This window comes from Bradyrhizobium sp. BLXBL-01 (genome assembly GCF_051853025.1).
In the GTDB taxonomy this organism is placed as follows: domain Bacteria; phylum Pseudomonadota; class Alphaproteobacteria; order Rhizobiales; family Xanthobacteraceae; genus Bradyrhizobium.
In genome coordinates this window covers 4,111,081-4,135,573 of the sequence record NZ_CP182471.1, presented here as the reverse complement: position 1 = coordinate 4,135,573, position 24,493 = coordinate 4,111,081, and the positions used below count along the sequence as shown (strand labels likewise).

Genomic DNA, 24,493 nt, shown 5'->3' with positions numbered 1-24,493 from the left:
CGCCGGTCCTCGAATCACCGTGTGCCGATGTTCATGTTCCAGCGCCTCTTCGAGGGCCCCGGCCTCCGCCTCTGTGCGCTTGCCCTTGCGCTTGGCGGGGTGCTGTCGGCCGGCGCCGCCGCGGCCGAGGAGGCCCATGCGATCGCCATGCACGGCAAGCCGGCGAAGCCTGCCGATTTCAGCCACATGCCCTATGCCAACCCCGATGCCCCCAGGGGCGGCCGCCTGACCTGGGGTATTCTCGGCACCTTCGACAGCCTCAATCCCTTCATCGTCAGGGGATTGGCGGTGCAGCCGGTCCGCAACTACGTGGTCGAGAGCCTGCTGGCGCGCGGGCAGGACGAGCCGTTCACGCTTTACGGCCTGCTCGCCAGGACGGTCGAAACCAATGACGAGCGAAGCTTCGTCACCTTCCGTCTCGATCCCCGCGCCCGCTTCTCCGACGGCAAGCCGGTCACCGCCGAGGACGTGCTGTTCTCCTGGCTGCTGCTGCGCGACCGCGGCCGTCCCAATCACCGGCAGTATTACAGCAAGGTTGCGAAGGCGGAAGCGCCCGATCCTCTCACCGTCCGATTCGACTTAACCGGCGCCAACGACCGCGAGCTGCCGCTGATTCTCGGCCTGATGCCGATCCTGCCCAAGCACGCGATCGACGTCGCGACCTTCGAGGAAACGACGCTGACGGCGCCGCTCGGCTCGGGCCCCTATCGGGTCACGGCGGTGAAGCCGGGCGCCAGCGTGACGCTCACGCGCAATCCCGATTATTGGGGCCGCGACCTCGCCATCAATCGCGGGCTCTACAATTTCGACGAGATCAGGCTCGACTATTTTCGCGAGGCGAACGGCCAGTTCGAGGCATTCAAACGCGGCCTCTACGATTTCCGCGTCGAGCACGAGCCCTTGCGCTGGCACGACGGCTATGACTTTCCGGCCGCCAGAAGCGGCGAGGTGATCCGCGACACCGTCAAGCCCGGCATGCCGCAGCCGTCCGAATTCCTGGTGTTCAACACCCGCCGTCCGATCTTCGCCGACATCCGCGTGCGGCAGGCCCTGACGCTGCTGTTCGATTTCGAGCTGGTCAACCGCAGCTATTTCTTCGGGCTCTATTCGCGCGAGGCCGGCTATTTCGCCGGCTCGGAGTTGTCGGCCTATGGCAGGCCTGCCGATGCGCGCGAGCGCGAGCTGCTCAAACCGTTCGCGGCGCAGATCCCGCCCGACATCCTCGAGGGCAGCTACCGCCTGCCGGTCACCGACGGATCAGGCCGCGACCGCACCACGCTGCGCGCCGCGCTGAAGCTGCTGTCTGAGGCCGGCTACGATCTCGACGGCACCGCGCTGCGCAACCGCGCGACCAAGGCCCCCTTCACCTTCGAGATCATGGTCACGACGCGCGACCAGGAGCGCATCGCGCTCGCCTTCCAGCGCGACCTCAGGCGCGCCGGCATCGAGGCCAGCGTGCGCTCGGTCGATCCCGTGCAATTTGACCAGCGCCGGCTCGCCTTTGAGTTCGACATGATCCAGAACCGCTGGGACCAGTCGCTGTCGCCCGGCAACGAGCAGTATTTCTATTGGGGCAGCGCGGCCGCGGACAATCCGGGCACCCGCAACTACATGGGCGCCAGGGATCCTGCCGTCGATGCCATGATCGCCGCCCTGCTCGAGGCCCGTGAACATACGGATTTCGTTTCGGCGGTGCGCGCGCTCGACCGCGTCCTGATCGCGGGCGTCTACACAATCCCGCTGTTTAACGTATCGGAGCAATGGATCGCGCGCTGGAATCGGATAGAACGGCCCAAGACCACCTCGCTCTCGGGCTATTTGCCGGAGACCTGGTGGTCGAAGGGGCAGCCGCAAGCTCATCAAGCGAAGTGACGCCGTGAACCAGCCAGCCGTATCGCCGACGCTCGACACATTGTTTCAGCGCACGCTGACGCGGCAGCCGCGGGCGACCGCCCTGCTCGATCCGCTCAACAAGGCGCGCATCACCGGGCACCAGCCGCGGCGGATGACCTATGCCGAGGCCGATACCGCCATCGAGGCGCTGTCGGCGCATTTCGTCGAATCGGGCCTGCCCGCCAATTCCGTCATCGCGATCCAGTTGCCCAACACGGTCGAGTTCGTGCTGACCGTGCTCGCCGCCCATCGCGCCGGCCTCGTCGTCGCGGTGCTGCCGCTGCTGTGGCGCCATGCGGAACTGACCGCCGCGCTCAACCGCACCGCCGCGCGGGCCATCGTCACCATGAGCACGGTCGATGGCGTCAGCTATGCCGATCTCGCCATGCACGCCGCGGCCGAGGCGTTCTCGATCCGGCACGTCTACGGCTTCGGAAGCGACCTGCCCGAAGGCATGGCTTCGCTCGACGACGTCCTGGCCCGCCCGCCCGGCACCACGCGCGCCGTGATCCAGGACGGCCGCAAGGCGGCCATGATCTCCTTCGATGTCACGGCTGAGGGCTTCCGGCCGGTGCCGCGCCCGCATTTCAGCCTGATCGCGGGCGGCCTTGCGATGTCGCTCGAAGCCGACATCAAGCAGGGCGCGACGGTGATGGCGGCGTTCACGCCGATGTCGTTCGCAGGGCTCGCCTCCTCGCTCGCGGTGTGGCTGCTCTCGGGCGGCACCCTGGCGCTGCATCATCCGTTCGAGAACGATGTGCTGGAGCAGCAGATCAACGAGCACGAATGCGAGGTGCTGATCGCGCCGGCGCAGCTCGCGCTGCGGCTCGGCGATGCCGACCTCGCGGCGCGGATGCCCACTTTGCGCAACGTCATCGGCCTGTGGCGCGCGCCCGAGCAGGTGGCGGCGAGCGATGCCTGGATCGCGCCGCACGCGCCGCTGACCGACGTCTATCTGTTCGGCGAGGCCGGTTTGTTCGGCGCCCGCCGCGGCGAGGACGGCATGCCGGTGCCGGTGATGCCGGGGCCGCACGGCGCCCCGCGCGAGCAGTCCGGCTCCTCCATCGCCGGCGAGATCCTGCTGACGCCGAAGGGCACGCTCGGCCTGCGCGGCGCGATGGTGCCGATCGCAGCCTACGCCCCGCCGCAGCCGGTCGGCGAGACGCTGACGGCGCAGCCGCCGCGCGACTATGTCGACACCGGCTATGCCGCGCGGCTCGACCGCCCGAGCGGCGCGATCTGCATCACCGCGCCGCCCTCCGGCATCATGGCCGTCGGCGGCTATCGCTTCCTGTCCAACGACCTGCAGGAATGGGCGCGCCGGCTCGGCCAGGGTGCCCTGCTCACGGCGCTGCCCGACCGGCTCTCGGGCCACCGGCTCGCCGGGCGCGCCCAGGACAATGCCCGCGCCCGCGAGGCGCTCAGCGAGCTCGGGCTTAACCCCCTGATGGTCGAGGCTTTTCGGGACCGCTCCGGGGCGGCCTAGGCGCGGTTTCAGCGCTTGCGTTGACGCAGCATTAAGGCGGCCAAACTAGATTGCGCGGCATCTGTTGCGTGATCTTGAGTGACTCGATGTCCCAGGCGGGCCCGATCCTGTTTGTGTCCGATGCCGAACGTCCCGCCTTCGTGGCGGCGCTGGACGAGGCCCGGCTCTTTCCCGTCGTCGACACCGACTGGACCAGCGCATCGCGCGCGGTCGACGAGGTGCAGCCGGCCGCGGTTCTCGCTGCGGTCCATGCCGGACACGAGCCGCATGTAACGCGGCTTGCTAAGAAGATCGCCGATCAATCGCCTTACCTGCCCTTCGTGGCCCTGGATGCGGCGGGCACGCTGCCGCTCAACGCCCTGCCCTTCTCCTCGCGCGGCGGCAATCCTGACCGGCTGATCGCGCGGCTCCGGGCTGCGCTGCGCGTGCGTACATTGCACGCAACGGTTCTGCGCCGGCTGCCCGAAGTGAAGTTCGCGCTGCCGCAAGGCGATCCCGCACGCGACGCCACCGTGCTCCTGATCGGCCGCGGCGCGGCCTATCCCGCGCTCTCCGTCGCGCTCGGCGAACGCATCGGCGTGGTCGGGGCGCTCTCGATCGAGGCCGCCGCAAAACACCTCAACACCCGCGACCTCGACGGCGTCGTGCTCGCCGAAGGTTTTACCGCGCGCGTGACCGATGCCTTCCTCACGGTGCTTACGGAGGACGCTCGATTTCGCAACCTGCCTGTGGTCGTCACCGCCCACCAGCTCACCCAAAGCTACGACCTGCCCAATCTCGAGCTGATCGCGGGCGAGCCGGCGAGGATCGCGGCTAACGCGCTGCCCCTGATCCACCAGCACGCCATGGAAGCGCAGCTGAGCCGCACCTTGCGCTCGATCGATGCCGGCGGCTGGCTCGATCCGCGCAGCGGCCTGCTCACGGTGGAAGCCTTCGCCCGTGATTTCGCCAAGGCAGTGGAGCAGACGCTCGCCCGCGGCGGCGGCCTCTCCGTCGCCCGCTTCGCCTTCGACCCCAACAATTCCCGCGCCCAGCTCGACGCCGCGCGCATTTTGAGCCGCCTGATGCGGCAGATGGATTTTGGCGCGGCGCAGAAGGACGGCTCGGTGATCGTGGTGTTCGCCGAGACCGACTTCCGCACCGCGCATCTGATCGCCCGCCGCTTGTCGGCGGTGATGCGGCACACCTCGAACGGCAAGCACGAGATGCGCAGCGATCCCGTGGTCAGCGTGGACTCGCTGTCGCCGTCGGATACGGCAAGGTCCTTGCTGGCGCGGCTGTCGGCGGACGCGTCACGGGCGGCGTCGTAGTTTTTCGCGAGCTGCCAGCAACAACCACCGTCATTGCGAGCGCAGCGAAGCAATCCAGACTCTCTCCGCGGAGAGACTCTGGATTGCTTCGTCGCAAGGGCTCCTCGCAATGACGTGGTGAGAGCCGGGCCTACGCCGCCTTCTTGCTCTCGGCGAGCTGCGCCAGCTGCCGCATGATCTCGGTCGTGCCGGCGAGGCGCTCTTCCGGCGTTTCCCAGTCCTGCAGGAACACCACCTTCATGTCGGGCCGCACTTTGGCGGCCTGGCCGTGGCTGCGGATGAAGGTGACGAGGCGATCGGGATGGGCGAAGGAATTGTCGCGGAAGACGATGACGGCGCCCTTCGGGCCGGCGTCGATCTTCTCGACATTGGCCCGGCGGCAGAACGCCTTGATCGCGGCGACCTTGAACAGGTAGCGGACTTCGTCCGGCAGCACACCGAAGCGGTCGCGCATCTCGGCGCCGAAATTCTCGATCTCCTCCTCGGTGTCGAGATCGGCGAGGCGCCGGTACAGCGACAACCGCACCGAGAGGTCGCTGACATAGTCCTCCGGGATGAGCACGGGCATGCCGATGGTGATCGACGGCGACCAGCGGTCCGCGGCGGGCTCGGAGACGCCGGCCTTGAGATTGACGATCGCCTCCTCCAGCATCGATTGATAGAGCTCGAAGCCGACCTCCTTGATGTGGCCGGACTGCTCCTCGCCCAAGAGATTGCCGGCGCCGCGAATGTCGAGGTCGTGCGAGGCGAGCTGGAAGCCGGCGCCCAGCGTCTCCAGCGATTGCAGCACGGTGAGCCGGCGCTCGGCCTGCGCCGTGATCTTCTGCTGCGCCGGCAGCGTGAACAGCGCGTAGGCCCGCAGCTTGGAGCGGCCGACGCGGCCACGCAGCTGGTAGAGCTGGGCAAGGCCGAACATGTCGGCGCGATGCACGATCAGCGTGTTGGCGTTGGGGATGTCGAGGCCGGACTCGACGATCGTGGTCGACAAGAGAATGTCGAACTTGCCGTCGTAGAACGCGGTCATGATGTCCTCGATCACCGCAGGGGGCATCTGCCCGTGCGCGACCGCAACCTTCATCTCGGGCACGTTCTTGTCGAGGAAGTCCTTGACCTCGGCGAGATCGTCGATGCGCGGCACCACGTAGAACGCTTGGCCGCCGCGATAACGCTCGCGCAAGAGCGCCTCGCGGATCATCAAGGGATCGTGCGGGGCGACGAAGGTGCGCACCGCCAGGCGATCCACCGGGGGCGAGGCAATGATCGAGAGCTCGCGGACGCCGGTCAGTGCCAATTGCAGCGTGCGCGGGATCGGGGTTGCCGACAGCGTCAGCACATGCACCTCGGCACGGAGCGCCTTCAACCGCTCCTTGTGGCTGACGCCGAAATGCTGCTCTTCGTCGACGATGAGCAGGCCAAGGTCGCGGAACTTGATCGTCTTGCCGAGCAGCGCATGGGTGCCGACGACGATGTCGACCGAGCCGTCGGCGATACCCTTCTTGACCTCGTTGAGCTGCTTGGTCGGGATCAGGCGCGAGGCTTGCGCGACGTTGACAGGGAAGCCTTTGAAGCGCTCGGTGAAGGTCCGGTAATGCTGGCGCGCCAAGAGCGTGGTCGGCACCACGACCGCGACCTGCTTGCCGTCGAGCGCGACGGCAAAGGCGGCGCGTAGCGCTACCTCGGTCTTGCCGAAGCCAACGTCGCCGCAGATCAGGCGATCCATCGGGCGGCCCTTTTCGAGATCCTTCAGCGTGGACTCGATGGCGCCGAGCTGGTCCTCGGTCTCGTCATAGGGGAAGCGTGCGCAGAACTCGTCGTAGACGCCCTGCTGCACCGGCAGCTTCGGCGCCTCGTGCAGCATGCGTTCGGCCGCGATCTTGATCAGCTCGCCCGCGATCTCGCGGATGCGGTTCTTGAGCTTCGCCTTGCGTGTCTGCCACCCCGAGCCACCGAGCTTATCCAGCTCGACCGTGGTTTGATCAGAGCCGTAACGCGACAGCAGCTCGATGTTCTCGACCGGAAGGAACAGCTTGGTCTCGGCCGCATAGTGCAGCTCGAGACAGTCATGCGGCGCGCCGGCAACGTCCAGCGTCTGCAGGCCGATGAACCGGCCGATGCCGTGATCGACGTGGACGACGATGTCGCCAGCGGTGAGGCTCGTCACCTCCGAGATGAAATTGTCGAGCTTGCGGCTGGCCTTGCGCGGCCGCACCAGGCGGTCGCCGAGAATATCCTGCTCGCTGATGACGGCGATCTCGTCGGTCTCGAAGCCGCTTTCGAGGCCGAGCACGGCGAGCATGGTCTCGTTGCGCGGCGTCGCCTGCACCGTCCGCCAGGAGTCGACGCTGGTGGTATGGGCGAGCTTGTGGTCGCGCAGCATCGAATTCATGCGGTCGCGCGAGCCCTCCGTCCACAGCGCGATCACGACCTTCTTGCGCTGCGCCTGCAGCGCCATGACGTGGCTGACGACGGACTCGAACACGTTGACATTGCTGTCGTTGCGCTCCGGCGCAAAGTCGCGGCCCTTGCGCGCGCCGGCATCGACGACTCCGGTACCGTCGGTCGGCACCGAGAACGGCGTCAGCCGCGCCAGCGGGATCTCGCCGAGGCGCTTGCCCCATTCCTCCTCGGTCAGATACAGCCGGTCAGGCGGCAGCGGCTTGTAGATCGCGCCGCCGCCGGGATGCTCCATCGCCTCGCGCCTGGCCTCGTAATAATCGAGGATCTGCTTGAAGCGCTCGCGCACGGCGTCCTCGGCCTGCGGCTCGATCGCGACGGATGCGCCTTGCAGGTAGTCGAACAGCGTATCCATCCGGTCCTGGAACAGCGGCAGCCAGTGCTCCATGCCGGGATGGCGACGGCCCTCGCTGACCGCTTCATACAGCGCATCGTCGCGCTCGGGCGCGCCGAACTCGGCGACATAGCCCATGCGGAATCTGCGGATGGTGTCGGTGACGAGCTGGAACTCCGAGACCGGCACGAGGTCGAGCGAGCGCATGTCGAGCAGCGTGCGCTGGGTCTCAGCATCGAAAGAGCGGATCGATTCCAGGCTGTCGCCGAAAAAGTCGAAGCGCACCGGCTGCTCGAGGCCGGCCGGAAACAGGTCCAGAATGCCGCCGCGCACGGCGTATTCGCCGGGCTCGCGCACGGTGGAGGAACGGTTGTAGCCGTTGTGCTCGAGCCAGGCCACGACGGTGTCCATCGGCACGACGTTGCCCGGCGCGACCGAGAGCGCCTGCGCCGCGACGAGCTCGCGCGCGGGCACGCGCTGCACCACCGCGTTCACCGTGGTCAGCACGATCAGCGGCTTGTCGCTACCGGTGAGCGAGGCCAGCCGCGCCAGCGTGGTCAGGCGCTGCGCGAGAATGCCGCCATGTGGCGAGACACGGTCATAGGGTTGGCAATCCCAGGCCGGGAAGGTCAGCACCGGCAGATCGGGCGCGAAGAACCGCAGGGCCCGCTCGAGCGACTGCATGCGCCCGCCGTCGCGGCAGATGACCGCAAGGCTGACGGCCGGCTTCTTCGGCCGCGCCGCGATGGCACGGGCGAGATCGGAGACGACGAGGCCTTCGGCACCTTCCGCGACATTGGCAAGCGTCAGCGCGCGGCCGGGCGCGAGCAGCTCGGCCGGAGATTTCATCCCCTGCTTCATGCGTTGCCGTCCGCGATCGGAAACCCCTTGATGCGGGCAAACAGCGCGCCGGTGACGTCGGCCGGCAGCACCTTGTCGCCGGTGATGGCGGCGTAGAGATCGGGATCGTTGACCTCGAGCAGGCGCTCGAGCTCGCCGAGCTCGGCGTCGGACAAATTGCCGATCTCGGCATCCGCGAAGCGGCCGAGGATCAGGTCCATCTCGCGCGTGCCGCGATGCCAGCAGCGGAACAGAAGCCGCTTGCGGCGGTCATCCAGCCCGCTGCTCGATCGTGTCGTTCCCGTCATGTCTCAAATCCAGTCAAACGCAGAAAGCCCGGACGTGCCGGGCGGGGGTGATATAGGCCCTGCCCCCTGGAAAGTCAGCAGTTTTCCCCGCGAGGATCCGTGCAAAAATGCCGGGTGTGGCCTGCAGGTCCGATCGCCGGACCCACTCGCAACGGAAGGGCCGCGCCACCGCCACGCAGCAACTGTGACTTGCGGCCTTGCAATTTCGCCGCTATGTGTCTCGCCCGATCCGGCGCCCTTCTGGCGCGATCATCTCTGGGAGAAGGCTCGATGACGATCATGTCTCGCCGCCCCGTCGAGGGCATCGCCTAAACTGCGCGTGCGTTGGCCGCGCCGTTAGGGAAACCACGCGCGTCTCGCGCGTGTCGACGATCCCTATCTCCTGAAAGCTTTCAATGGGCACTTTTCCCAACGTGGACGGCCGCGCGCCGATCCACCTCTTCGCCTCGTCCAAATCGTGGATCGAAGGCAACGCCACACTGCAACTGGAACAGGTCGCAGGTCTGCCCGGAGTCCGCGCGGTCGCGGCCATGCCCGATCTGCATCCCGGCAAGTATGGCCCCGTCGGCTGCGCCATTCTGTCCGAGCGTATCCACCCGCAACTGGTCGGCTCCGACATCGGCTGCGGCATGGGCCTGTTCGAGCTCGACGTCGCAGCGCGCAAACTGCGGCTCGATCATCTTGCCGAGCGCATGCACGCGCTCGACCAGCCCTGGGACGGCGGCGTCGAGACCGCGCTTGCCGACGCTGAGCTCGGCGCCACCGCCTTCGATGCCGCGCTCGGCAGCATCGGCGGCGGCAATCATTTCTGCGAGCTCCAGGCCCTCGATGAGATCCTGGCGCCGGACGCCGCTGCACGCGCCGGCCTCGACCGGAACCTGGCCTATGTCCTGGTTCACTCGGGCTCGCGGGGTCTCGGTTTCTCGATCCTGGAGCGGGCCTTGCAGGGCGGACAGGGGTCGCTGTCCATTGGCAGCGACGCGGCAAATGCCTATCTGGCGGACCACGATCACGCGGTGCGATGGGCGAAGCTCAATCGCCGCATCATTGCAGAGCGGACCGGAGTTGCCGCGCGGGCCAGTCTGCGTCCGGTGAGCGACCTCGCGCACAACATGGTCGAGTGCCGGCATGACGCCGCCGGTGACGTTCTGGCGCTGCATCGCAAGGGAGCGGCGGCCGCCGATCGCGGACTGGTGCCGGTGCCGGGGTCGCGCGGAACGCTGTCGTATCTGGTCGAGCCTTTGGCGGACATGCAGGCCGAGGCGCTTGCATCGCTCGCGCACGGGGCGGGGCGCAAATACGACCGCGCGTCCATGCATGGCCGCGTCCGGGTCAAGAAGTCGGACGTCGCAAAGTTGGAACGCAACCCGTTCGGCGGCATCGTCGTCTGCGGCGATCGCGGCCTGCTCGCGGAGGAAGCGCCGGACGCCTACAAGAGCATCGAGCGCGTCATCGCCGATCTCGTGGAGTTCGGTCTCGTGCGCGTGGTGGCCACGTTCCGGCCGCTGCTGACCTTCAAGAAGGGCCAGTCCACCGCCGCGGCGAGCGGCAAGCGCGACAGGAGCTGGAAGGAGGATCGCCGATGATCCGGCTCCTGTTCACCAGCGGACGCGGTCCGGCGGAATGCCGGATCGCGGTCGCGAACGCCGTTGCAGCGCTCATCACCGAAGCGACCGCGCTCGGCTTCGATACCGACCATCTCGAAGGCCCCAGCCCCGACAAGCACGGTCCGGCATCGGCGGTCGTTGTCGTCCATGGCGATGGCGCGGCTGCCTTTGCGCGGCCGTGGATCGGCGCGATCCAATGGACGGCGCAGAGCCCGCTGAGGCCGCATCACAAGCGCAAGAACTGGTTCATCGGAATTGTCGAGCTTCCTGCGCTGCCGGACGCGCCGAAGGCGATCAGCGCCGGGGACGTTCGCTTTGAAGCTTTCCGTGCCGGCGGCCCGGGCGGCCAGCACCAGAACAAGACCGAAAGCGCCGTGCGGGCCGTCCACCTTCCGAGCGGGCTTGCGGTCGTGGCGCGCGAAGAACGTTCGCAGCATCGGAACAAGGCGCTGGCACTGGACCGGTTGGCGGCCTTGCTCGGGCTGCAAGGCGAGCTGGCCGCGATCGCCGCCCGGACCGAGGCGCACGCGGCACACGACCAGCTCGAGCGCGGCCGGCCGGTCAAGCGGTTCAAAGGCGCGGCGTTTCGCGCCGCGTAGCATGATCGCGCCTGGACCGGCAGCATTCCGCCGGTCCAGGCAGGCCCGTCATGGCCAGGCCGGAATAAAGCCGTGGACGTCCCGCACAAAACTGGCCATCACGACAGCGAACGGTTCTAGATTCCACAAATGCGCCCCAGCCTGCTCAATCCGCTGTTTGCTCCCGTGACCAGCCTGCCCGGCGTCGGTCCGAAGCAGGACAAGCTGTTGCAGTACCTGCTCAGCCGCAGCGAGACGCCGCGGCTGGTCGATCTGCTCTTGCATCTGCCGAGCCAGGTCATCGACCGCCGCGCCCGGCCGAAGATCCGAGACGCGGCCGTTGGAACCATGGTGACGCTGGAGGTCACCGTCGATCGCCACCGCCCGCCACCGCCGCGCAACGCGCGCGCGCCGTATCTGGTCTATGCCAGCGACGATACCGGCGACGTGGTGCTGACCTTCTTCCGCGCCAAGCCGGGCTATGTCGAGAAGCTGCTGCCGATGGGCGCGAAGCGCTACGTCTCCGGCACGCTGCAGATGTATGACGGCATCCCGCAGATCGTGCATCCCGACCGCGTGCTCGACGAGGAGGCGATCTCGAAGCTGTCGGGGATCGACCCGGTCTATCCGCTGACGGAAGGGCTCGCGCTGGGCTCGCTCCGCCGCGCGATCGCGCAGGCGCTGCAAAAGCTTCCCGCTTTGCCGGAATGGATCAGCCCGGAGGTGCTGCGCCGCTGCGACTTCCCGCCGATCGCGGAAGCGCTCAATCGCGTGCACCAGCCGGTCGAGCTGACCGACATCTTGCCCGACCGGCCGTTCTGGTCGCGCCTCGCCTTCGACGAGCTCTTGGCCGGCCAGCTCGCGCTTGCCCTGATCCGCGCGCAGCTGCGCCGCCCCGCCGGCGTGCGCAATGCCGGCGACGGGCATCTGCGCAACAAGATCATCGACGCCCTGCCTTACGCGCTGACACCCTCCCAGCGCAGCGCTGCGGCGGCGATCGCCGAAGACCTGAAGCAGCCGGTGCGCATGCTGCGCCTGCTGCAGGGTGACGTCGGCTCCGGCAAGACCGTGGTGGCGCTGCTCGCTGCCGCCGCGGTCGCCGAGGTCGGCAAGCAGGCCGCGCTGATGGCCCCGACCGAAATCCTGGCGCGCCAGCACATCAAGACCATCGCCCCACTCGCGGAGCGCGCGGGATTGCGCGTTGCCATTCTCACCGGCCGCGAGAAGGGCAAGGAACGGCGCGAGATCATCACTGAGCTCGCCGCGGGCGAGATCGACCTGCTCGTCGGCACCCATGCGCTGATCCAGGACGATGTCGTCTTCAGGGATCTCGCGCTCGCCATCGTCGACGAACAGCACCGTTTCGGCGTGCGCGAGCGCCTTGCGCTGACATCCAAGGGCGAGGCCGTCGACGTGCTGGTGCTGAGCGCAACCCCGATCCCGCGCACGCTGGTGCTGACCTATTTCGGCGACATGGACATTTCCGAGCTGCGTGAAAAGCCGGCCGGCCGCCAGCCGATCGATACCCGCGCCGTGCCGATGAGCCGGATCAGCGAGGTCATGGAAGGCGTCGGCCGCGCGCTCGAAGCCGGCAAGCTGGTCTACTGGATCTGCCCGCTGGTCGAGGAATCCGAGGCCGAGGGCACCGAGCATCTCACCAACGCGACCAAGCGGTTCGAGACCCTGCAAAAGCGTTTCCGCGACCGCGTCGGTCTCGTCCACGGCCAGATGAAGGGCACGGAGAAGGACCGCGTCATGAGCCAGTTCGCCGCGCACGAGATCGGCCTCCTGGTCGCGACCACCGTGGTCGAGGTCGGCGTCGACGTCCCGGCCGCGACCATCATGGTGATCGAGAACGCCGAGCGTTTCGGCCTTGCCCAGCTGCACCAGCTCCGCGGCCGCATCGGACGCGGCTCGGAGGCGTCAACTTGCATCCTGCTCTATGGCGAGCCGCTCGGCGAAATGTCGAAGGCGCGCCTGAAAGTGATCCGCGAGACCACCGACGGCTTCCGCATCGCCGAGGAAGATTTGAAGCTGCGCGGCGAAGGCGACGTGCTGGGCGTGCGCCAGAGCGGCCTGCCCGGCTACCGCATCGCGCGCCCGGAGGTGCACGGCCAGCTGATCGCCCAAGCCAGAGACGAGGCGCTTCGGATCCTCAAAGAGGATCCGAAGCTGAAAGGCGAGCGCGGCGAGGCGCTGCGCTGCCTGCTGTATCTGTACGAACGGGACGAAGCGATCCCGTTGATCGGGGCGGGTTAGGCCACGAAGCCTTGGGCCCGGCCGACGCGCACATGCCCGGCCGAGGCGACGGCGATCCAGCTCCGCGGGCTCATGCGGCCTCCGGCGCGAATACGCGCAAGCGGTGACCATCCGGATCGAGCGCGACGAAGGTCGTGCCGAAGTCCATCCGGGTCGGCGCCTGGGCGATCGCAAGTCCGCCCCTTTTCCAGGCCGTGTGTGTTTCCTCCACGGCGGCCGCGTCGCTGACCGTAAACGCCACCTCGCTGCTGCCGGGCTGTCCCGCGGTGTTCGGTACGACGGTGGCGCGCGACCACAATCCGAGCATCACGCCGTCACGCAACGGCAGCATGGCGAATGTCGGCGACTGCTCGATGATGGGGATATTCAGCAGCTCGTTATAGAACCTGGCGCTTGCCGCCGGGCTTTCGACATGGAGCAACAGGAAGCTGAAGTCTGGCATGTGAGGTCTCCTCGTTCGGCGCTCGGTGACGGGAGCGCGACGAAGAGACCTATAGCTCGGCATGCTGTCAGTTTATGTCAGCAGCGTCGAGGCCATCACTGCTCCGGCACGCCCTCCAGAGCGCGCCATTCCTTCAACAGCGCGGCGCGCCGTCGTGGATAGCGTTTGGCCGTCGACTTCAGCGCCGTGATGCGGTCCGTCCGGAAGTGCCGGTAGCCGTCACGAAGCTCGCACCAGGCGACGACGACGCGCACGCGATCGAAAAAGGCCAGAGCGAACGGCCAGATCGTGCGCCGCGATGGACTTCCCTTGCCGTCGGCATAGGCGATCTGCATCTTGCGCTCGGCACGGATCGCATCGCGGATCGATGCGAGTTCGGTATCACCGGCCGCGAGCGCTTCACCCGGGCCGATCAGCAAGCTCGACGCATCGAGGCCAGCGCGCAAGTCGTCCGGAAGCACCGCTCCGATCTTGGCGAGCGCGTTGCGGGCGGCGTCGCCGAGTGGCTGATCGGCGCGTTCCGCCACCCATCGTGAGCCGAGCACCAGCGCCTCGATCTCCTCCTCGCTGAACATCAGCGGCGGCAGCATGAAGCCGGGCCGCAGCACGTAGCCGACCCCGGCCTCGCCGTCGATGTGCGCGCCTTGCGCCTTCAAGGTCTCGATGTCGCGGTAGAGCGTGCGGAGCGACACGCCGACCTCGTCGGCGAGCGCGGCGCCCGCGACCGGCCGTCGATGCCGGCGCAGCACCTGAATCAGATCGAGCAGTCGTTGCGAGCGGGACATCGGCGAGCCTCGGGCGAGGCATACTACGTCGTGCTGCCAGGACATGGCAGCATGAGAGTACGCGCCCTAAGTGTTCTTCCGCGCGATGCTCGCCGCGAAGGCCTTCATCAACGCGGCGTCCGCCGCCTCCCCCTTCTCATCCTCCGCGAGGTGCTCGAACCACCTCGCAAAGCCCTCGTAGACCTGGCTGGCCGGATGATCGGGCCCGAGGAATCCGGAAATCTCCCGCATCTCGGCAACCCAGCGGTAGGCCTTCGGGATCATGTCGGGCAGCGCGACTTCGAGCCGCGCCAAAATGGCCGGCTGGCTCAGCGCAAGCTCGTCGCGCAGCGCATCAGCCGCACCCGCTTTTGTCGCCGCGATGACCATCGCCGAGCCGATGCCGGCAAGACCCTTGACGATGCCGGCATAGGACATTTTCAACGCGGACGCCGCACCGACCGGGCCTTCGACGATCCGCACGTCGAGACCGAGATCCCCAAGCACGGCGATATCCTTGGCGTGCTCGCCGGACATGTAGAAGGCCGGGCTCTTGCCCCCTCGCTGCGGCGGAAACCCGATGATGCCGGCATCGACGAACGGCGCCTGCGCCGAGCCGATGATCTCCTCGATTCTTTGCACGGTATCGACATTGACGGCATTGCAATCGACCACGATCGGCTTCTTCTCGCGCCTGACGATCAGCGCGGCCAGCCGTTCGGCCAGCGCCACGGCTTCGCCCGGCGGCACGATCGAGAGGATGATGTCGGCATCCGCGATCGCGTCGTCCTCGGCGCCGATCATGCCAGCATCCGCCGCGCGTTTCAGCGTCGCCTCGCTCCGCCCCTTCAAGGACGTCAGCACGCGCGCACCGTTGTCGCTGAGGCGGCGGGCCACGGCGCTGCCCATGGCGCCGGGGGCGAGGATCGCAATGGTTTTGGACATCATGCACTCCAGCTCGAACGCCGAGCGGCACGCCCGGTCGACCTGAGACTAGCAGAGGACGAATGCGCCGACGTGAACGCGACCATCCCGCGGCGGAATGGCCCTACTCCGCCTTCGCAGGCTCGGGCCGGAGCGTGGAGGCATTGGCGATCCGCGCGGCATTCGCCATGCCCGCAAGCGCGGCCGCCTTCTTCGGATCGGGCGCCGAGCCCGGCTGCACCACGCCGGCCGACATGATCAGCGTCGCGGCGTCTTCGGCGGTGAGATCGACCTCGATGATCTTGCTCTTGGGGACATAGAAGAAGAAGCCGGTGGTCGGGTTCGGCGAGCACGGCAGGAATACCGAGACATGCTCCTCCTGCCCCGGCAGGCTGCGCGAGATGTCCTCGTTCGGCGATTGCGAGATCAGCACGATCGACCACATGCCCGGCGAAGGAAACTCGACAAGGCCGACTTTCCGGAAGCTCGAGCCCTTGCCCGAGAACAGCGTCTCGAACACCTGCTTCAGGCCGCGATAGATCGCGCGCACCGCCGGGATCCGGCCGAGAAAGGTCTCGCCGACATCGACCAGCGTGCGGCCGATCAGATTGGCCGCGAGGAAGCCGACCAGCGTCAGCGTGAAGAATGCGACAATCAGTCCCCAGCCGGGAACGACGTAAGGGAGATAGGTTTCCGGGCGATAGGCCAGCGGCACGAACGGCCGCACCACGCCGTCGACCCAGGTGACGAACCACCAGACCAGATAGAGGGTGATCGCAATCGGCCCCGTCACCACGAGGCCGGTCAGGAAATAATTGCGGAAGCGGCCCATCAGGCCGGTATGCGGTTCCGGGAGGGGATCAAGAGGCGCAGGCGCGTCGTCGCGGGGGGTCATTCGGGTTCCAGGTCGGTCGCTACCAACAAGCTAGGGTCTTCTAGCAGGTTTTGGAAGACTGCGGCCGACCGATATCCCGATTGCCTATTCGACAGTCACTGATTTCGCGAGATTGCGCGGCTGATCGACATCGGTCCCCATCACGACAGCCGTGTGATAGGCGAGCAGCTGCACCGGGACGGCATAGACCATCGGCGTGAAGGCTGCCGCCATGTCGGGCATGACGATGGTGACGAGCGATTCGACGGTCGCCTCCGCCGCGCCCTTGGCGTCGGTCATCAGGATGATGTTGCCGCCGCGCGCGGCGACCTCCTGCATGTTGGAGACGGTCTTCTCGAACACGCGGTCGTGGGGTGCGATGACGACGACCGGCATGGTCTCGTCGATCAGCGCGATCGGCCCGTGCTTGAGCTCGCCGGCGGCATAGCCCTCGGCGTGGATGTAGGAGATCTCCTTCAGCTTCAGCGCGCCTTCGAGCGCCAGCGGGAAGCTGGTGCCGCGGCCGAGATAGAGCACGTCGCGCGACTTGGCGATCCGGTACGCCAGCTTCTCGATCTGGAGTTCGGTGGTGAGCGCGTCCGCCATCAATCGCGGGACCTCGACGAGCCCGTGGACGAGCTTGGTCTCGTCCTCATCCGACAATTCGCCGCGCGCCTTGCCCGCCGCGATCGCAAGGTTTGCCAGCACCATGAGCTGGCACGTGAAGGCCTTGGTCGACGCGACGCCGATCTCGGGTCCCGCCAGCGTCTGCAGCACGGTCTCGCTCTCGCGCGCGATCGTCGAGGTCGGCACGTTGACGACGGCGATCGTGTGCACACCCTCGGCCTTGGCATAGCGCAGCGCCGCCAGCGTGTCGGCAGTCTCGCCGGACTGCGAGATGAAGATGGCGAGATCGCCCTTGCGCAAGGGTGCCTCGCGGTAGCGGAATTCGGAGGCGACATCGACCTCGACCGGCACGCGCGCAAAGCGCTCGAACCAGTATTTTGCGACGAAGCCGGCATAGCTCGCGGTGCCGCAGGCGGTGATGTTGATGCGCTGGATGTTCTTGAAATCGAACGGCAGCTTGACCGGCAGCGCGACGCGCTCGGTCGCCATATCGACGTAGCGCGCCAGGGTGTGGCCGACCACCTCCGGCTGCTCGTGAATCTCCTTGGCCATGAAGTGGCGGTAATTGGCCTTGTCGACCAGCGAGGTCGAGGCGGCGTGCCTGATCTTGTCGCGCTGGACGGCATGGCCGTCCTTGTCGAAGATCGTTGCACTCTTGCGGGTCAGCACCGCCCAGTCGCCGTCCTCGAGATAGCTGATCGTGTCGGTGAACGGGCCGAGCGCGATGGCGTCCGAGCCGAGATACATCTCGCCGTCGCCATAGCCGATCGCCAGCGGCGGGCCGTTGCGGGCGCCGATCATGAGGTCGTTGTCGCCGGCGAAGATGAAGCCGAGCGCGAAGGCGCCGCGCAGGCGCGCCAGCGTCAGCTTCACCGCTTCCACGGGTTTGTTGCCGCGCGTGAGCAAATCGTCGACGAGATGCAGCACGATCTCGGTGTCGGTCTCGGTGTGGAACACCGTGCCCTTCTTTTCGAGCTCCTCGCGCAGCTCGCGGAAATTCTCGATGATGCCGTTGTGGACCACGGCGACGCGCTCGGTCGCGTGCGGATGGGCGTTGTTGACGGTCGGCTTGCCGTGGGTGGCCCAGCGGGTGTGACCGATGCCGGTGGTGCCCTTGAGCGGCTCGGCCTCCAGCCGCTTCTCCAGGTTCTTCAGCTTGCCCTCGGCGCGGCGGCGCTCGAGGTGCTTGCCTTCGAGCGTGGCGACGCCCGCGGAATCGTAGCCGCGATATTCGAGACGTTTGAGCGAATCCACCAATTGCTCTGCAACCGGCTCGCGCCCGAGAATGCCGACAATCCCGCACATGCGGACCACTATCCCCCAAATCGTCGAAAAATCGCCTAAACGACGCGCTCGGTTTTTAGCGAAAATCCCAGGGAACCAGATACTCAATAATTATTGCTGATTGAGACAGCACTGGCCCGCGACCTCTGCTTTCGCCTGCGTCGAATTGGCCGGCCTTAAACCGCGCAGATTAACCTCTTGTCAACGAATTTGGCCAACGATTTCCGTCCAGGAGAGTAAAAGTCATGAAGGGCTCGTCCGACCGCAAAGGTTTGTCGTCGACGTATCTGCGCGCCAGCGAGACCACGGGCACGCACCTTGCGCATTGGCCGCCGCCGCTGCGCGGCAAAGAGAACAAGCCCCTTTTCATCAAGCATCCCGAAGGCGAGCCGGCGAAGCGCGCCAAGCCGCGCGGCTGGCGCCTGACCCGCGCGATCTTCTCCGAATTCGCCGACGACGAATAGCCTCTCGCAGCGTCCCGTGCATCGCCTGCTTGATCACCGTCCAACGGTGATGACGACTTTGCCAAACGGGCCCTGGGCGAAAACATCGAGGGCTGAGAGGAAGTCGGCGAACTCGAACTCGGCTTCGATCACCGGCTTCAGGCCGATCCGGTCAACCGCGCGCACCAAGTCCTGGAGCCCGCGCCGATGTCCCACGTAAATGGCCTGGATCGTCGCCTGCGCCAAGATGGCGGGCACTGAGGGAAAGCTGGAGTTGAAGCTGTCAATCACGCCAATCAAGGAGATGCGGCCTCCCGGCGCGATGGCCCTCACCGAATTTGCGAGGTTGTCGCCGCCAGCCATCTCCAGAATATGGTCGGCGCCCCGTCCGCCTGTGAGCTCCAACACTGCCGCGGCCCAGTCCGGACTCGTGGTTCGGTTTATTCCGTGCCGCGCCCCAAGTGCCTTGGCCCGCGCGAGCTTGGCGTCGCTGCTCGAGGTGACGATCACCTCTGCACCGGCGGCTGCGGCGAGTTGGATCGCGAAGATCGACATGCCACCCGTACCCTGAACCACCACGATCTCGCCAGGCCGTATTCGCCCAAGCTCCACAAGGCTGGTCCATGCGGTGAGCCCGCAGCACGGCAGGGTGCTCGCCTCTGCGTACGACAAGCTCTCGGGCGCCTTGACCAGCCAAGCCTCGGGGACGACCACGTACTCAGCCAGCACACCCGGCACCGGTCCCCCGAAGCTCGCCACCACGCCGGCGATGCGCGGGGGCGGACCGTCCATCCAGTCCGTGTTGAAATTGTTGATCACCCGCTCGCCCATGGTGAAGCGCGACACGCCAGCGCCCAAGGCCTCGATTTCTCCGGCAAGATCGGAGCAAGGCGTGAACGGCAGGCCGTGGCTCGCATAGCCGTTGTTGTCGATCGAGAGGCGATCTCGATAATTGAGTGACACAGCGTGCACGCGCACCAACACCTCGCCAGTACCGGGCGACGGCCTGGGGATCTCTGCAAGCTTCAGACAATCGCGTCCAGGCCCTCGAACCTGCCAAGTCTTCATCGCGCTCTCCAACCTGTCGCACGCTCCGAAGGTGATCTATATTGGGGTTCAGACGTCCGCATTGGCGGTCATTTGTCCGTTCAATGGCGATAGATCTTCTCCTGAGGCAGCCATGGTCGATCGTTTGAGCGGAATTTCCGTTTTCGTGCAGGTCGCGGATTCCGGCAGTTTCGCGCGCGCCTCTGAACAACTCGGTCTCACCAGATCAGCGGTCGGCAAGACGATCGCCCGCCTGGAGGAGCGGCTGGGCGTCCGCCTCTTCAACCGTACAACCCGCGCGCAAAGCCTGACCGACGAGGGCCAGAGCTTCTATGAGCGCTGCCAACGCATTCTGGCCGATATCCAAGCGGCCGAAGCGGCGTTGGGTGGCAGTGATCGCTCGCCAACAGGGGTGCTCCGCGTTAGCGCTCCAGTCTTGCTGGGTCGGCTCTGCGTCGCGCCCATCCTGGTCGGGCTGACCCGTCGGCACCCCTCCATGGAGCTTGATCTCCGGTTCGCCGACCATCTTGTCGATCTCGTCGAAGAACGGATCGATTTGGCCGTGCGGATCGGGCCTTTGCCCGACCGTGCCGGACTGATCGCGCGCAGCCTCGACGCATTCGACATGGCGGTGTGCGCAGCGCCGACCTACCTCGCGACGCGGGGCTGCCCATCCGATCTAAGCGAGCTCCCAAGCCACGATTGTCTACCCTATGCCCGTCGTGGCGGGCGCGCCGAGCCCTGGCGGTTCGCGACGAAGGACGGTGCCGTGATCGAATTTGCCGTCGGCGGCCGTATTCGGCTGGACGACCTGGAGGCCGTGGCCGAGGCTGCGGTGGATGGCGCTGGGATCGCTTGCCTTCCGACCTGGTTGGTCGACAGCCGTCTCCAATCAGGTCAACTCGTTAGGGTTCTCAATGACCACCGAGCTCTCGGCAACTCTGTCTACGCCGTGTGGTCCCAGGCGGCACATACGCCTTCAAGAGTCCGCGTGGCGGTGAACGAGCTGAGACAGTGCATGCCGGCCAGGCTAGCTCGGCCGGATGCAGCGCACTGAGCAGATCAAGCGCTCCTTGCAGTTCCGTGATCCAGCCCGCATTCCCTTAGTTAGAACTCCGTCTTGACGAGGATCACTTCTCCGGCTTCTTGCCGCCGGTCTTCAGCTCGCGATAGCGCGCCGCGCCGCCTTCGCGGATGGTCTGCTGGTTGCGCTCCAGCGCCATCGCGTCGTCGGGTACGTCCTTCGTGATCACCGAGCCCGAGCCGATATAGGCGCCCTTGCCGATCGTCACCGGAGCGACCAGCGAGGAGTTGGTGCCGACGAAGGCGCCCTGCCCGATCACCGTCTTGTGCTTCTTGAAGCCGTCGTAGTTGCAGGTGATGGTGCCGGCACCGATGTTGGAATTGGCGCCGACGGTGGCGTCGCCGATATAGGAGAGATGGTTGACCTTGACGCCGGCCTCCAGCGTCGCCGCCTTGGTCTCCACGAAATTGCCGATGCGCGCGCCGTCGCCGAGCGAGGTGCCGGGCCGCAATCGTGCATAGGGACCGATCGAGACCTTCTTGCCGAGCGTGGTCTCGACGATATGCGAGAACGAATGGATCACCGTGCCGTCCGCGATCGACACGCCGGGACCGATCACGACGAACGGCTCGATGGTGACGTCCTTGCCGAACACGGTGTCAGTGGACAGATACACCGTCTCGGGTGCGATCAGCGTGACGCCGGCCTCCATCGCCGCCTTGCGCAAGCGCGCCTGCATCACGCTTTCCGCTTCCGCGAGCTGCGCCTTGGTGTTGATGCCGCGCACTTCGTCCTCGCTGGTCTCGATCACCACGGCCTCCCATCCCTGCCTGCGGACGATTTCGACCGCATCCGTCAGATAATATTCGCCCTTGGAATTCGCATTGCCGATCTGCCCGAGAATGTCGAGCGCACGGCGGCCGTCGATCGCCATCACGCCGGCATTGCACAAATCGATCTTGCGCTCGTCCGCGCTGGCGTCGGCCTGCTCGCGGATCGCAACCAGGCGGTCGCCCTCGACGATGAAGCGGCCGTAGCCGGTCGGATCGGCGGCGCGAAAGCCGAGCGCGGCGATCGCGGCGCCGCGGGCGAGCGGCGCGCGCAGCCGCGCAAAGGTCTCGGCCGAGATCAGCGGCGTGTCGCCGAACGCGATCAGGAGATCGTCGACGCCGCGCCCGATCGCCTCGCGCGCCGCCAGCACCGCATGCGCGGTGCCGAGCCGCTCGGCTTGCACGAAGGTCAGCGCGTCGGGGCGGATACGCTTGGCCTCGTCGGCGACTGCCTGATGATCGGGGCCGATCACGACCGCGAGCGAGGTGCCGGTTCCCTTGGGTGCGGCGGCGAGCACATGGGCGAGCAAACTCTGGTGAGCGACCGGATGCAGCACCTTCGGCAGGCTCGATCGCATGCGCGTGCCTTCGCCGGCGGCGAGCACGATCGTAAGGCTGGAACGGGCGGTCATTGAAATCCTGACAGCTATGGCCGAATCAAAATTGGTGCGGACGGGCGGCGAGGCCCTCGGAAGCTATCGCCTAGCTACCCCCGCAAACGCCCGGAATTCAAGTGCGGCGCGCTTTTCCTGTTAATGTTCCCTGATTGATTCGGGGAAGCCGGACAGGGCTGGGCGCTTAACATTCATGGCAAAGGATTCCGACCCACTGGCGGATGCCTTCTCCACCAAGGAGACCGGCGGGCTGTTCTCCGGACTTTTGGCAGAGGAAAGCGCCTTCGACCGGCGCCTGATGTGGCGGCTGGGCTCGTGGGGCGTGGCGGCCGTCGGCGCCGTCGTCGTTGCCGTGATGGCCAACCAGGCCCAGCTCGGCTGGCGGCGCGACCAGGTTGCGTCCGCCGATCTCGTGCGCCAGGCCGACCGGCTGCAGCTGCTGACCAAGGAAAGCCAGAACGAAGCGCGCCGGCTCGCCGCCGCCATCGAAACGCTGAACAGCGACCGCGACCGGCTGTATTCGCGCGTCACGGTGCTGGAGCAAGGGCTCGATTCCGTCACCGGCGCCATTGCCAAACAGGCCGCCACACCGCCGGGCGCGAAGCCGCAGGACGCAGCACCAGCGCCCAGCATCGCGCCGGTCGCCTCGACGCCGGCGCCGGCGGGCGAGAAGCCGCGCACCGAAGCCGCCAAGGATGCTCAGAAGGATTCTCAGAAGGACACTCCGAAGGAAGCGTTGAAGGAGCCGCCGAGCATGCCGCCGCAGACCGCGGCCGCTGCCTCGCTCGTGCAGCAGAATCCAGTCACGAATTCGGCGCTGCCGACCATTCCGCTGGTGCCCGCCAAGTCGCTCATGGCCCCGCCGGATCAGGCCGCATCGATACTGATTCAACCCGAGCCGGCTGAGAAGGCCGCCGAGAAGAAGACCGAGCCGGCACCCGCCGCGGCCGAAATCGTCGTGGCAACAACGAAAGCGCCGGACGCAGCCGAGACCGAAGCCCCTGCCATCGCGGTTCAGCAGACGCGCTTTGCGATCGATCTCGGCGGCGCCAATTCGATCGACGGCCTGCGCGCGCTCTGGCGCGGCGTGACCAAGTCCAACCCGGAAATCGCAGCGCTGCGGCCGATCATCATGATCAAGGAAGGCACCACCGGCCTCGGCATGCAGCTCCGCCTCGGTGCCGGCCCTCTGGTCAACGCCGCCGCCGCCGCAAAATTCTGCGCGAGCCTCGCCGAGAGCAGCGACCGTCACTGCGAGACCACCGTGTTCGACGGCCAGCGCCTGTCGATGCGCGGCTCGGAGAAGACGCCGGACAAGGGACCAGAGAAATCCCAAGATAGGGTTCAGGACAAGAGCTCCGAGAAGAACCAGGACGCCGCTCCGCAAGCCGAAACCGCGCCGGCGCCGAGTGCAAAGCCCGAGAAGCCGGACAAGCGCCGCCGCAGCTATTCGTCAAAGCGCTCCTCGAAGCGCGAGGAGCCCGCGCCCCCACCCGCGGCGCAGCCGGCGCCGGCCAAGCCGGAGACCGCGTCGGCGACATCGACGCTGTCGTCGTTCTTCAGGCGCTAGAACGCCCTGTCCGCGACGAAAGCCGCTTGCATGCGGCGATCGGACGCTGGCCTTTTGCAACGGGTTTGCGTTCTTTCACGGCGCCCCGCCTTTCCTAGCTTTGCGGAATTCGATGAACGAACTTGATGATGTGCTGAGGCTGCTCGTCGCCGCAGGTACGGGCCTCCTGATCGGCATCGACCGTGACATGAACGACAAGCCGGTGGGAATGCGAACCCTCGCGCTGGTCGCTCTCAGCTCCGCCCTGGTGTCGATCTCCGTGATCGAGTTCCAGAATTTGCGCGACCACCCGGATGCGATCTCCAGGGTCATCCAGGGCGTCGTTGCCGGCGTATTGACCGGTGTCGGCTTCATCGGCGCAGGCGTCATCCTGCACGACAGCAAGGCGAAGACGGTTCACGGCCTCACCACGGCCGCAACCGTGTGGATTGCGGCCGGCCTCGGCATCGCCTGCGCACTCGGCGCGTGGCTGCTGGTCGGCGCCGCGATCGCGGTGACGCTGCTCGTGCTGTTCGCTCTCGGCTGGGTCGAGCGCCGGCTGGGCTTGAAATAGGGCGCCAGGGACATGCCGGAACATACCAAATGATACGGAGGAGGTTCGCGTAAGAAGGCACTATCCGCGGCGAATTCGATTCGGAGCGGAGATGACGGACGCGAACTTTCTGCGGGAGCAACTCGCGTTGATCCGCGAACTGGCCGACCGCGCCGACCCCCACATCCGGAAGCGACTGCTCGCATTGGCTGAAAAATACGAGCGCCGGCTGGCGGAGCAGAGCCGGAACACGCAAGGTCGCAGCTGATTGCGCTTGATCGCTTTGGCGCAGGCGATGACCTATTCCATCCGCGCCTTTTCCTTCAGATCGCGGATGCGCATCTCCGCCTCGTCCTTGGACTGGACGATTTCCGACCAATCCTCCACCCGCGCCTCCTTGCTGAGCCTCTTGAGCTCGCTCAGCTGCTGCTGCGTCGGCTTGTCCATGC

Annotated in this window: 21 protein-coding genes; 11 read left to right on the top strand and 10 right to left on the bottom strand. The window is 66.7% G+C overall.

What is annotated here, in order from left to right; genetic code table 11:
- Nucleotides 1-27: 27 nt before the first annotated feature.
- The 3 genes from ACNJYA_RS19210 (at nt 28) to ACNJYA_RS19200 (ending at nt 4,689) form a co-directional block, all read left to right on the top strand.
- Nucleotides 28-1,872, top strand: a complete 1,845-nt coding sequence (locus ACNJYA_RS19210; protein WP_439367493.1) for an extracellular solute-binding protein — start codon at nt 28-30, stop codon at nt 1,870-1,872.
- A 4-nt stretch (nt 1,873-1,876) separates the two neighbouring features.
- On the top strand, nt 1,877-3,379 hold the full coding sequence (locus ACNJYA_RS19205; RefSeq protein WP_271506866.1) for a class I adenylate-forming enzyme family protein: 1,503 nt from the start codon (nt 1,877-1,879) through the stop codon (nt 3,377-3,379).
- Nucleotides 3,380-3,465: 86 nt separating this feature from the next.
- The gene (locus tag ACNJYA_RS19200; protein WP_439367398.1) at nt 3,466-4,689 is read left to right on the top strand and encodes a GGDEF domain-containing protein; all 1,224 of its coding nucleotides are present in this window, start codon (nt 3,466-3,468) and stop codon (nt 4,687-4,689) included.
- Between the two features lie 130 nt (nt 4,690-4,819).
- Here ACNJYA_RS19200 and mfd read toward each other — a convergent pair whose 3' ends face one another.
- A complete protein-coding gene (gene mfd, locus ACNJYA_RS19195) occupies nt 4,820-8,338 on the bottom strand; it encodes a transcription-repair coupling factor (RefSeq protein WP_439367397.1) in 3,519 nt (1,172 codons plus the stop codon).
- Complete coding sequence (locus ACNJYA_RS19190; protein ID WP_212257125.1) at nt 8,335-8,625, bottom strand: succinate dehydrogenase assembly factor 2; 291 nt, start codon at nt 8,623-8,625, stop codon at nt 8,335-8,337. Before ACNJYA_RS19190 ends, mfd begins: the two co-directional genes overlap by 4 nt.
- A 395-nt stretch (nt 8,626-9,020) precedes the next feature.
- On the opposite strand from ACNJYA_RS19190, the gene ACNJYA_RS19185 reads away from it, so the two are divergent.
- From ACNJYA_RS19185 to recG, 3 genes are all read left to right on the top strand, one after another.
- Complete coding sequence (locus tag ACNJYA_RS19185; protein ID WP_439367396.1) at nt 9,021-10,211, top strand: RNA ligase RtcB family protein; 1,191 nt, start codon at nt 9,021-9,023, stop codon at nt 10,209-10,211.
- On the top strand, nt 10,208-10,831 hold the full coding sequence (prfH, locus tag ACNJYA_RS19180) for a peptide chain release factor H (protein ID WP_439367395.1): 624 nt from the start codon (nt 10,208-10,210) through the stop codon (nt 10,829-10,831). Before ACNJYA_RS19185 ends, prfH begins: the two co-directional genes overlap by 4 nt.
- Before the next feature lie 129 nt (nt 10,832-10,960).
- Nucleotides 10,961-13,069, top strand: coding sequence for an ATP-dependent DNA helicase RecG (gene recG, locus ACNJYA_RS19175; protein WP_212257128.1), 2,109 nt, complete (start codon nt 10,961-10,963; stop codon nt 13,067-13,069).
- A 70-nt stretch (nt 13,070-13,139) separates the two neighbouring features.
- On the opposite strand, the gene ACNJYA_RS19170 is transcribed toward recG, so the two are convergent.
- The 5 genes from ACNJYA_RS19170 to glmS all read right to left on the bottom strand — a co-directional run bounded on the left by ACNJYA_RS19170 (nt 13,140) and on the right by glmS (nt 18,005).
- The gene (locus tag ACNJYA_RS19170) at nt 13,140-13,511 is read right to left on the bottom strand and encodes a VOC family protein (protein ID WP_439367394.1); all 372 of its coding nucleotides are present in this window, start codon (nt 13,509-13,511) and stop codon (nt 13,140-13,142) included.
- A gap of 95 nt (nt 13,512-13,606) precedes the next feature.
- Nucleotides 13,607-14,296, bottom strand: coding sequence for a helix-turn-helix transcriptional regulator (locus ACNJYA_RS19165; RefSeq protein WP_439367393.1), 690 nt, complete (start codon nt 14,294-14,296; stop codon nt 13,607-13,609).
- Between the two features lie 66 nt (nt 14,297-14,362).
- Entirely contained in the window at nt 14,363-15,220 is an 858-nt protein-coding gene (locus tag ACNJYA_RS19160) for a DUF1932 domain-containing protein (RefSeq protein ID WP_439403379.1), read from the bottom strand.
- Nucleotides 15,221-15,323: 103 nt separating this feature from the next.
- Complete coding sequence (locus tag ACNJYA_RS19155; protein WP_172783754.1) at nt 15,324-16,094, bottom strand: DUF502 domain-containing protein; 771 nt, start codon at nt 16,092-16,094, stop codon at nt 15,324-15,326.
- A gap of 84 nt (nt 16,095-16,178) precedes the next feature.
- Nucleotides 16,179-18,005 carry a glutamine--fructose-6-phosphate transaminase (isomerizing) gene (gene glmS / locus ACNJYA_RS19150; protein WP_439367392.1) on the bottom strand — a complete coding sequence of 609 codons (1,827 nt, stop codon included), beginning with the start codon at nt 18,003-18,005 and terminating at the stop codon, nt 16,179-16,181.
- Nucleotides 18,006-18,229: 224 nt separating this feature from the next.
- Here glmS and ACNJYA_RS19145 point away from each other — a divergent pair, with 224 nt between their 5' ends.
- A complete protein-coding gene (locus ACNJYA_RS19145) occupies nt 18,230-18,448 on the top strand; it encodes a hypothetical protein (protein ID WP_212257132.1) in 219 nt (72 codons plus the stop codon).
- A 33-nt stretch (nt 18,449-18,481) separates the two neighbouring features.
- On the opposite strand, the gene ACNJYA_RS19140 is transcribed toward ACNJYA_RS19145, so the two are convergent.
- Nucleotides 18,482-19,495, bottom strand: coding sequence for a zinc-dependent alcohol dehydrogenase family protein (locus tag ACNJYA_RS19140; RefSeq protein ID WP_439367391.1), 1,014 nt, complete (start codon nt 19,493-19,495; stop codon nt 18,482-18,484).
- A gap of 112 nt (nt 19,496-19,607) precedes the next feature.
- Between ACNJYA_RS19140 and ACNJYA_RS19135 the strand changes: the two genes are divergently transcribed.
- Nucleotides 19,608-20,531, top strand: a complete 924-nt coding sequence (locus tag ACNJYA_RS19135; protein WP_439367390.1) for a LysR substrate-binding domain-containing protein — start codon at nt 19,608-19,610, stop codon at nt 20,529-20,531.
- A gap of 73 nt (nt 20,532-20,604) precedes the next feature.
- Here the strand turns inward: ACNJYA_RS19135 and glmU are convergent, their stop codons facing one another.
- Complete coding sequence (gene glmU / locus ACNJYA_RS19130; protein WP_439367389.1) at nt 20,605-21,960, bottom strand: bifunctional UDP-N-acetylglucosamine diphosphorylase/glucosamine-1-phosphate N-acetyltransferase GlmU; 1,356 nt, start codon at nt 21,958-21,960, stop codon at nt 20,605-20,607.
- 175 nt (nt 21,961-22,135) lie between these two features.
- On the opposite strand from glmU, the gene ACNJYA_RS19125 reads away from it, so the two are divergent.
- The 3 genes from ACNJYA_RS19125 to ACNJYA_RS19115 all read left to right on the top strand — a co-directional run bounded on the left by ACNJYA_RS19125 (nt 22,136) and on the right by ACNJYA_RS19115 (nt 24,312).
- Complete coding sequence (locus ACNJYA_RS19125; RefSeq protein ID WP_439403378.1) at nt 22,136-23,512, top strand: hypothetical protein; 1,377 nt, start codon at nt 22,136-22,138, stop codon at nt 23,510-23,512.
- Nucleotides 23,513-23,624: 112 nt separating this feature from the next.
- On the top strand, nt 23,625-24,065 hold the full coding sequence (locus tag ACNJYA_RS19120) for an MgtC/SapB family protein (protein WP_439367387.1): 441 nt from the start codon (nt 23,625-23,627) through the stop codon (nt 24,063-24,065).
- A gap of 91 nt (nt 24,066-24,156) precedes the next feature.
- Complete coding sequence (locus tag ACNJYA_RS19115) at nt 24,157-24,312, top strand: hypothetical protein (protein ID WP_172783746.1); 156 nt, start codon at nt 24,157-24,159, stop codon at nt 24,310-24,312.
- A gap of 32 nt (nt 24,313-24,344) precedes the next feature.
- On the opposite strand, the gene ACNJYA_RS19110 is transcribed toward ACNJYA_RS19115, so the two are convergent.
- A complete protein-coding gene (locus ACNJYA_RS19110; RefSeq protein WP_172783745.1) occupies nt 24,345-24,491 on the bottom strand; it encodes a hypothetical protein in 147 nt (48 codons plus the stop codon).
- Between the last annotated feature and the right edge of the window lie 2 nt (nt 24,492-24,493).

What these genes read in the sequence shown, in the direction of transcription:
- glmS (WP_439367392.1), bottom strand. Translation starts at nt 18,005, where the DNA reads ATGTGCGGGATTGTCGGCATTCTCGGGCGCGAGCCGGTTGCAGAGCAA.
- ACNJYA_RS19210 (WP_439367493.1), top strand. Translation starts at nt 28, where the DNA reads ATGTTCATGTTCCAGCGCCTCTTCGAGGGCCCCGGCCTCCGCCTCTGT.
- ACNJYA_RS19140 (WP_439367391.1), bottom strand. Translation starts at nt 19,495, where the DNA reads ATGAAGACTTGGCAGGTTCGAGGGCCTGGACGCGATTGTCTGAAGCTT.
- recG (WP_212257128.1), top strand. Translation starts at nt 10,961, where the DNA reads ATGCGCCCCAGCCTGCTCAATCCGCTGTTTGCTCCCGTGACCAGCCTG.
- ACNJYA_RS19115 (WP_172783746.1), top strand. Translation starts at nt 24,157, where the DNA reads ATGACGGACGCGAACTTTCTGCGGGAGCAACTCGCGTTGATCCGCGAA.
- ACNJYA_RS19145 (WP_212257132.1), top strand. Translation starts at nt 18,230, where the DNA reads ATGAAGGGCTCGTCCGACCGCAAAGGTTTGTCGTCGACGTATCTGCGC.
- ACNJYA_RS19160 (WP_439403379.1), bottom strand. Translation starts at nt 15,220, where the DNA reads ATGTCCAAAACCATTGCGATCCTCGCCCCCGGCGCCATGGGCAGCGCC.
- ACNJYA_RS19200 (WP_439367398.1), top strand. Translation starts at nt 3,466, where the DNA reads ATGTCCCAGGCGGGCCCGATCCTGTTTGTGTCCGATGCCGAACGTCCC.
- ACNJYA_RS19185 (WP_439367396.1), top strand. Translation starts at nt 9,021, where the DNA reads ATGGGCACTTTTCCCAACGTGGACGGCCGCGCGCCGATCCACCTCTTC.
- mfd (WP_439367397.1), bottom strand. Translation starts at nt 8,338, where the DNA reads ATGAAGCAGGGGATGAAATCTCCGGCCGAGCTGCTCGCGCCCGGCCGC.
- ACNJYA_RS19155 (WP_172783754.1), bottom strand. Translation starts at nt 16,094, where the DNA reads ATGACCCCCCGCGACGACGCGCCTGCGCCTCTTGATCCCCTCCCGGAA.
- prfH (WP_439367395.1), top strand. Translation starts at nt 10,208, where the DNA reads ATGATCCGGCTCCTGTTCACCAGCGGACGCGGTCCGGCGGAATGCCGG.
- ACNJYA_RS19170 (WP_439367394.1), bottom strand. Translation starts at nt 13,511, where the DNA reads ATGCCAGACTTCAGCTTCCTGTTGCTCCATGTCGAAAGCCCGGCGGCA.
- ACNJYA_RS19120 (WP_439367387.1), top strand. Translation starts at nt 23,625, where the DNA reads ATGAACGAACTTGATGATGTGCTGAGGCTGCTCGTCGCCGCAGGTACG.
- ACNJYA_RS19110 (WP_172783745.1), bottom strand. Translation starts at nt 24,491, where the DNA reads ATGGACAAGCCGACGCAGCAGCAGCTGAGCGAGCTCAAGAGGCTCAGC.
- ACNJYA_RS19190 (WP_212257125.1), bottom strand. Translation starts at nt 8,625, where the DNA reads ATGACGGGAACGACACGATCGAGCAGCGGGCTGGATGACCGCCGCAAG.
- glmU (WP_439367389.1), bottom strand. Translation starts at nt 21,960, where the DNA reads ATGACCGCCCGTTCCAGCCTTACGATCGTGCTCGCCGCCGGCGAAGGC.
- ACNJYA_RS19165 (WP_439367393.1), bottom strand. Translation starts at nt 14,296, where the DNA reads ATGTCCCGCTCGCAACGACTGCTCGATCTGATTCAGGTGCTGCGCCGG.
- ACNJYA_RS19135 (WP_439367390.1), top strand. Translation starts at nt 19,608, where the DNA reads ATGGTCGATCGTTTGAGCGGAATTTCCGTTTTCGTGCAGGTCGCGGAT.
- ACNJYA_RS19125 (WP_439403378.1), top strand. Translation starts at nt 22,136, where the DNA reads ATGGCAAAGGATTCCGACCCACTGGCGGATGCCTTCTCCACCAAGGAG.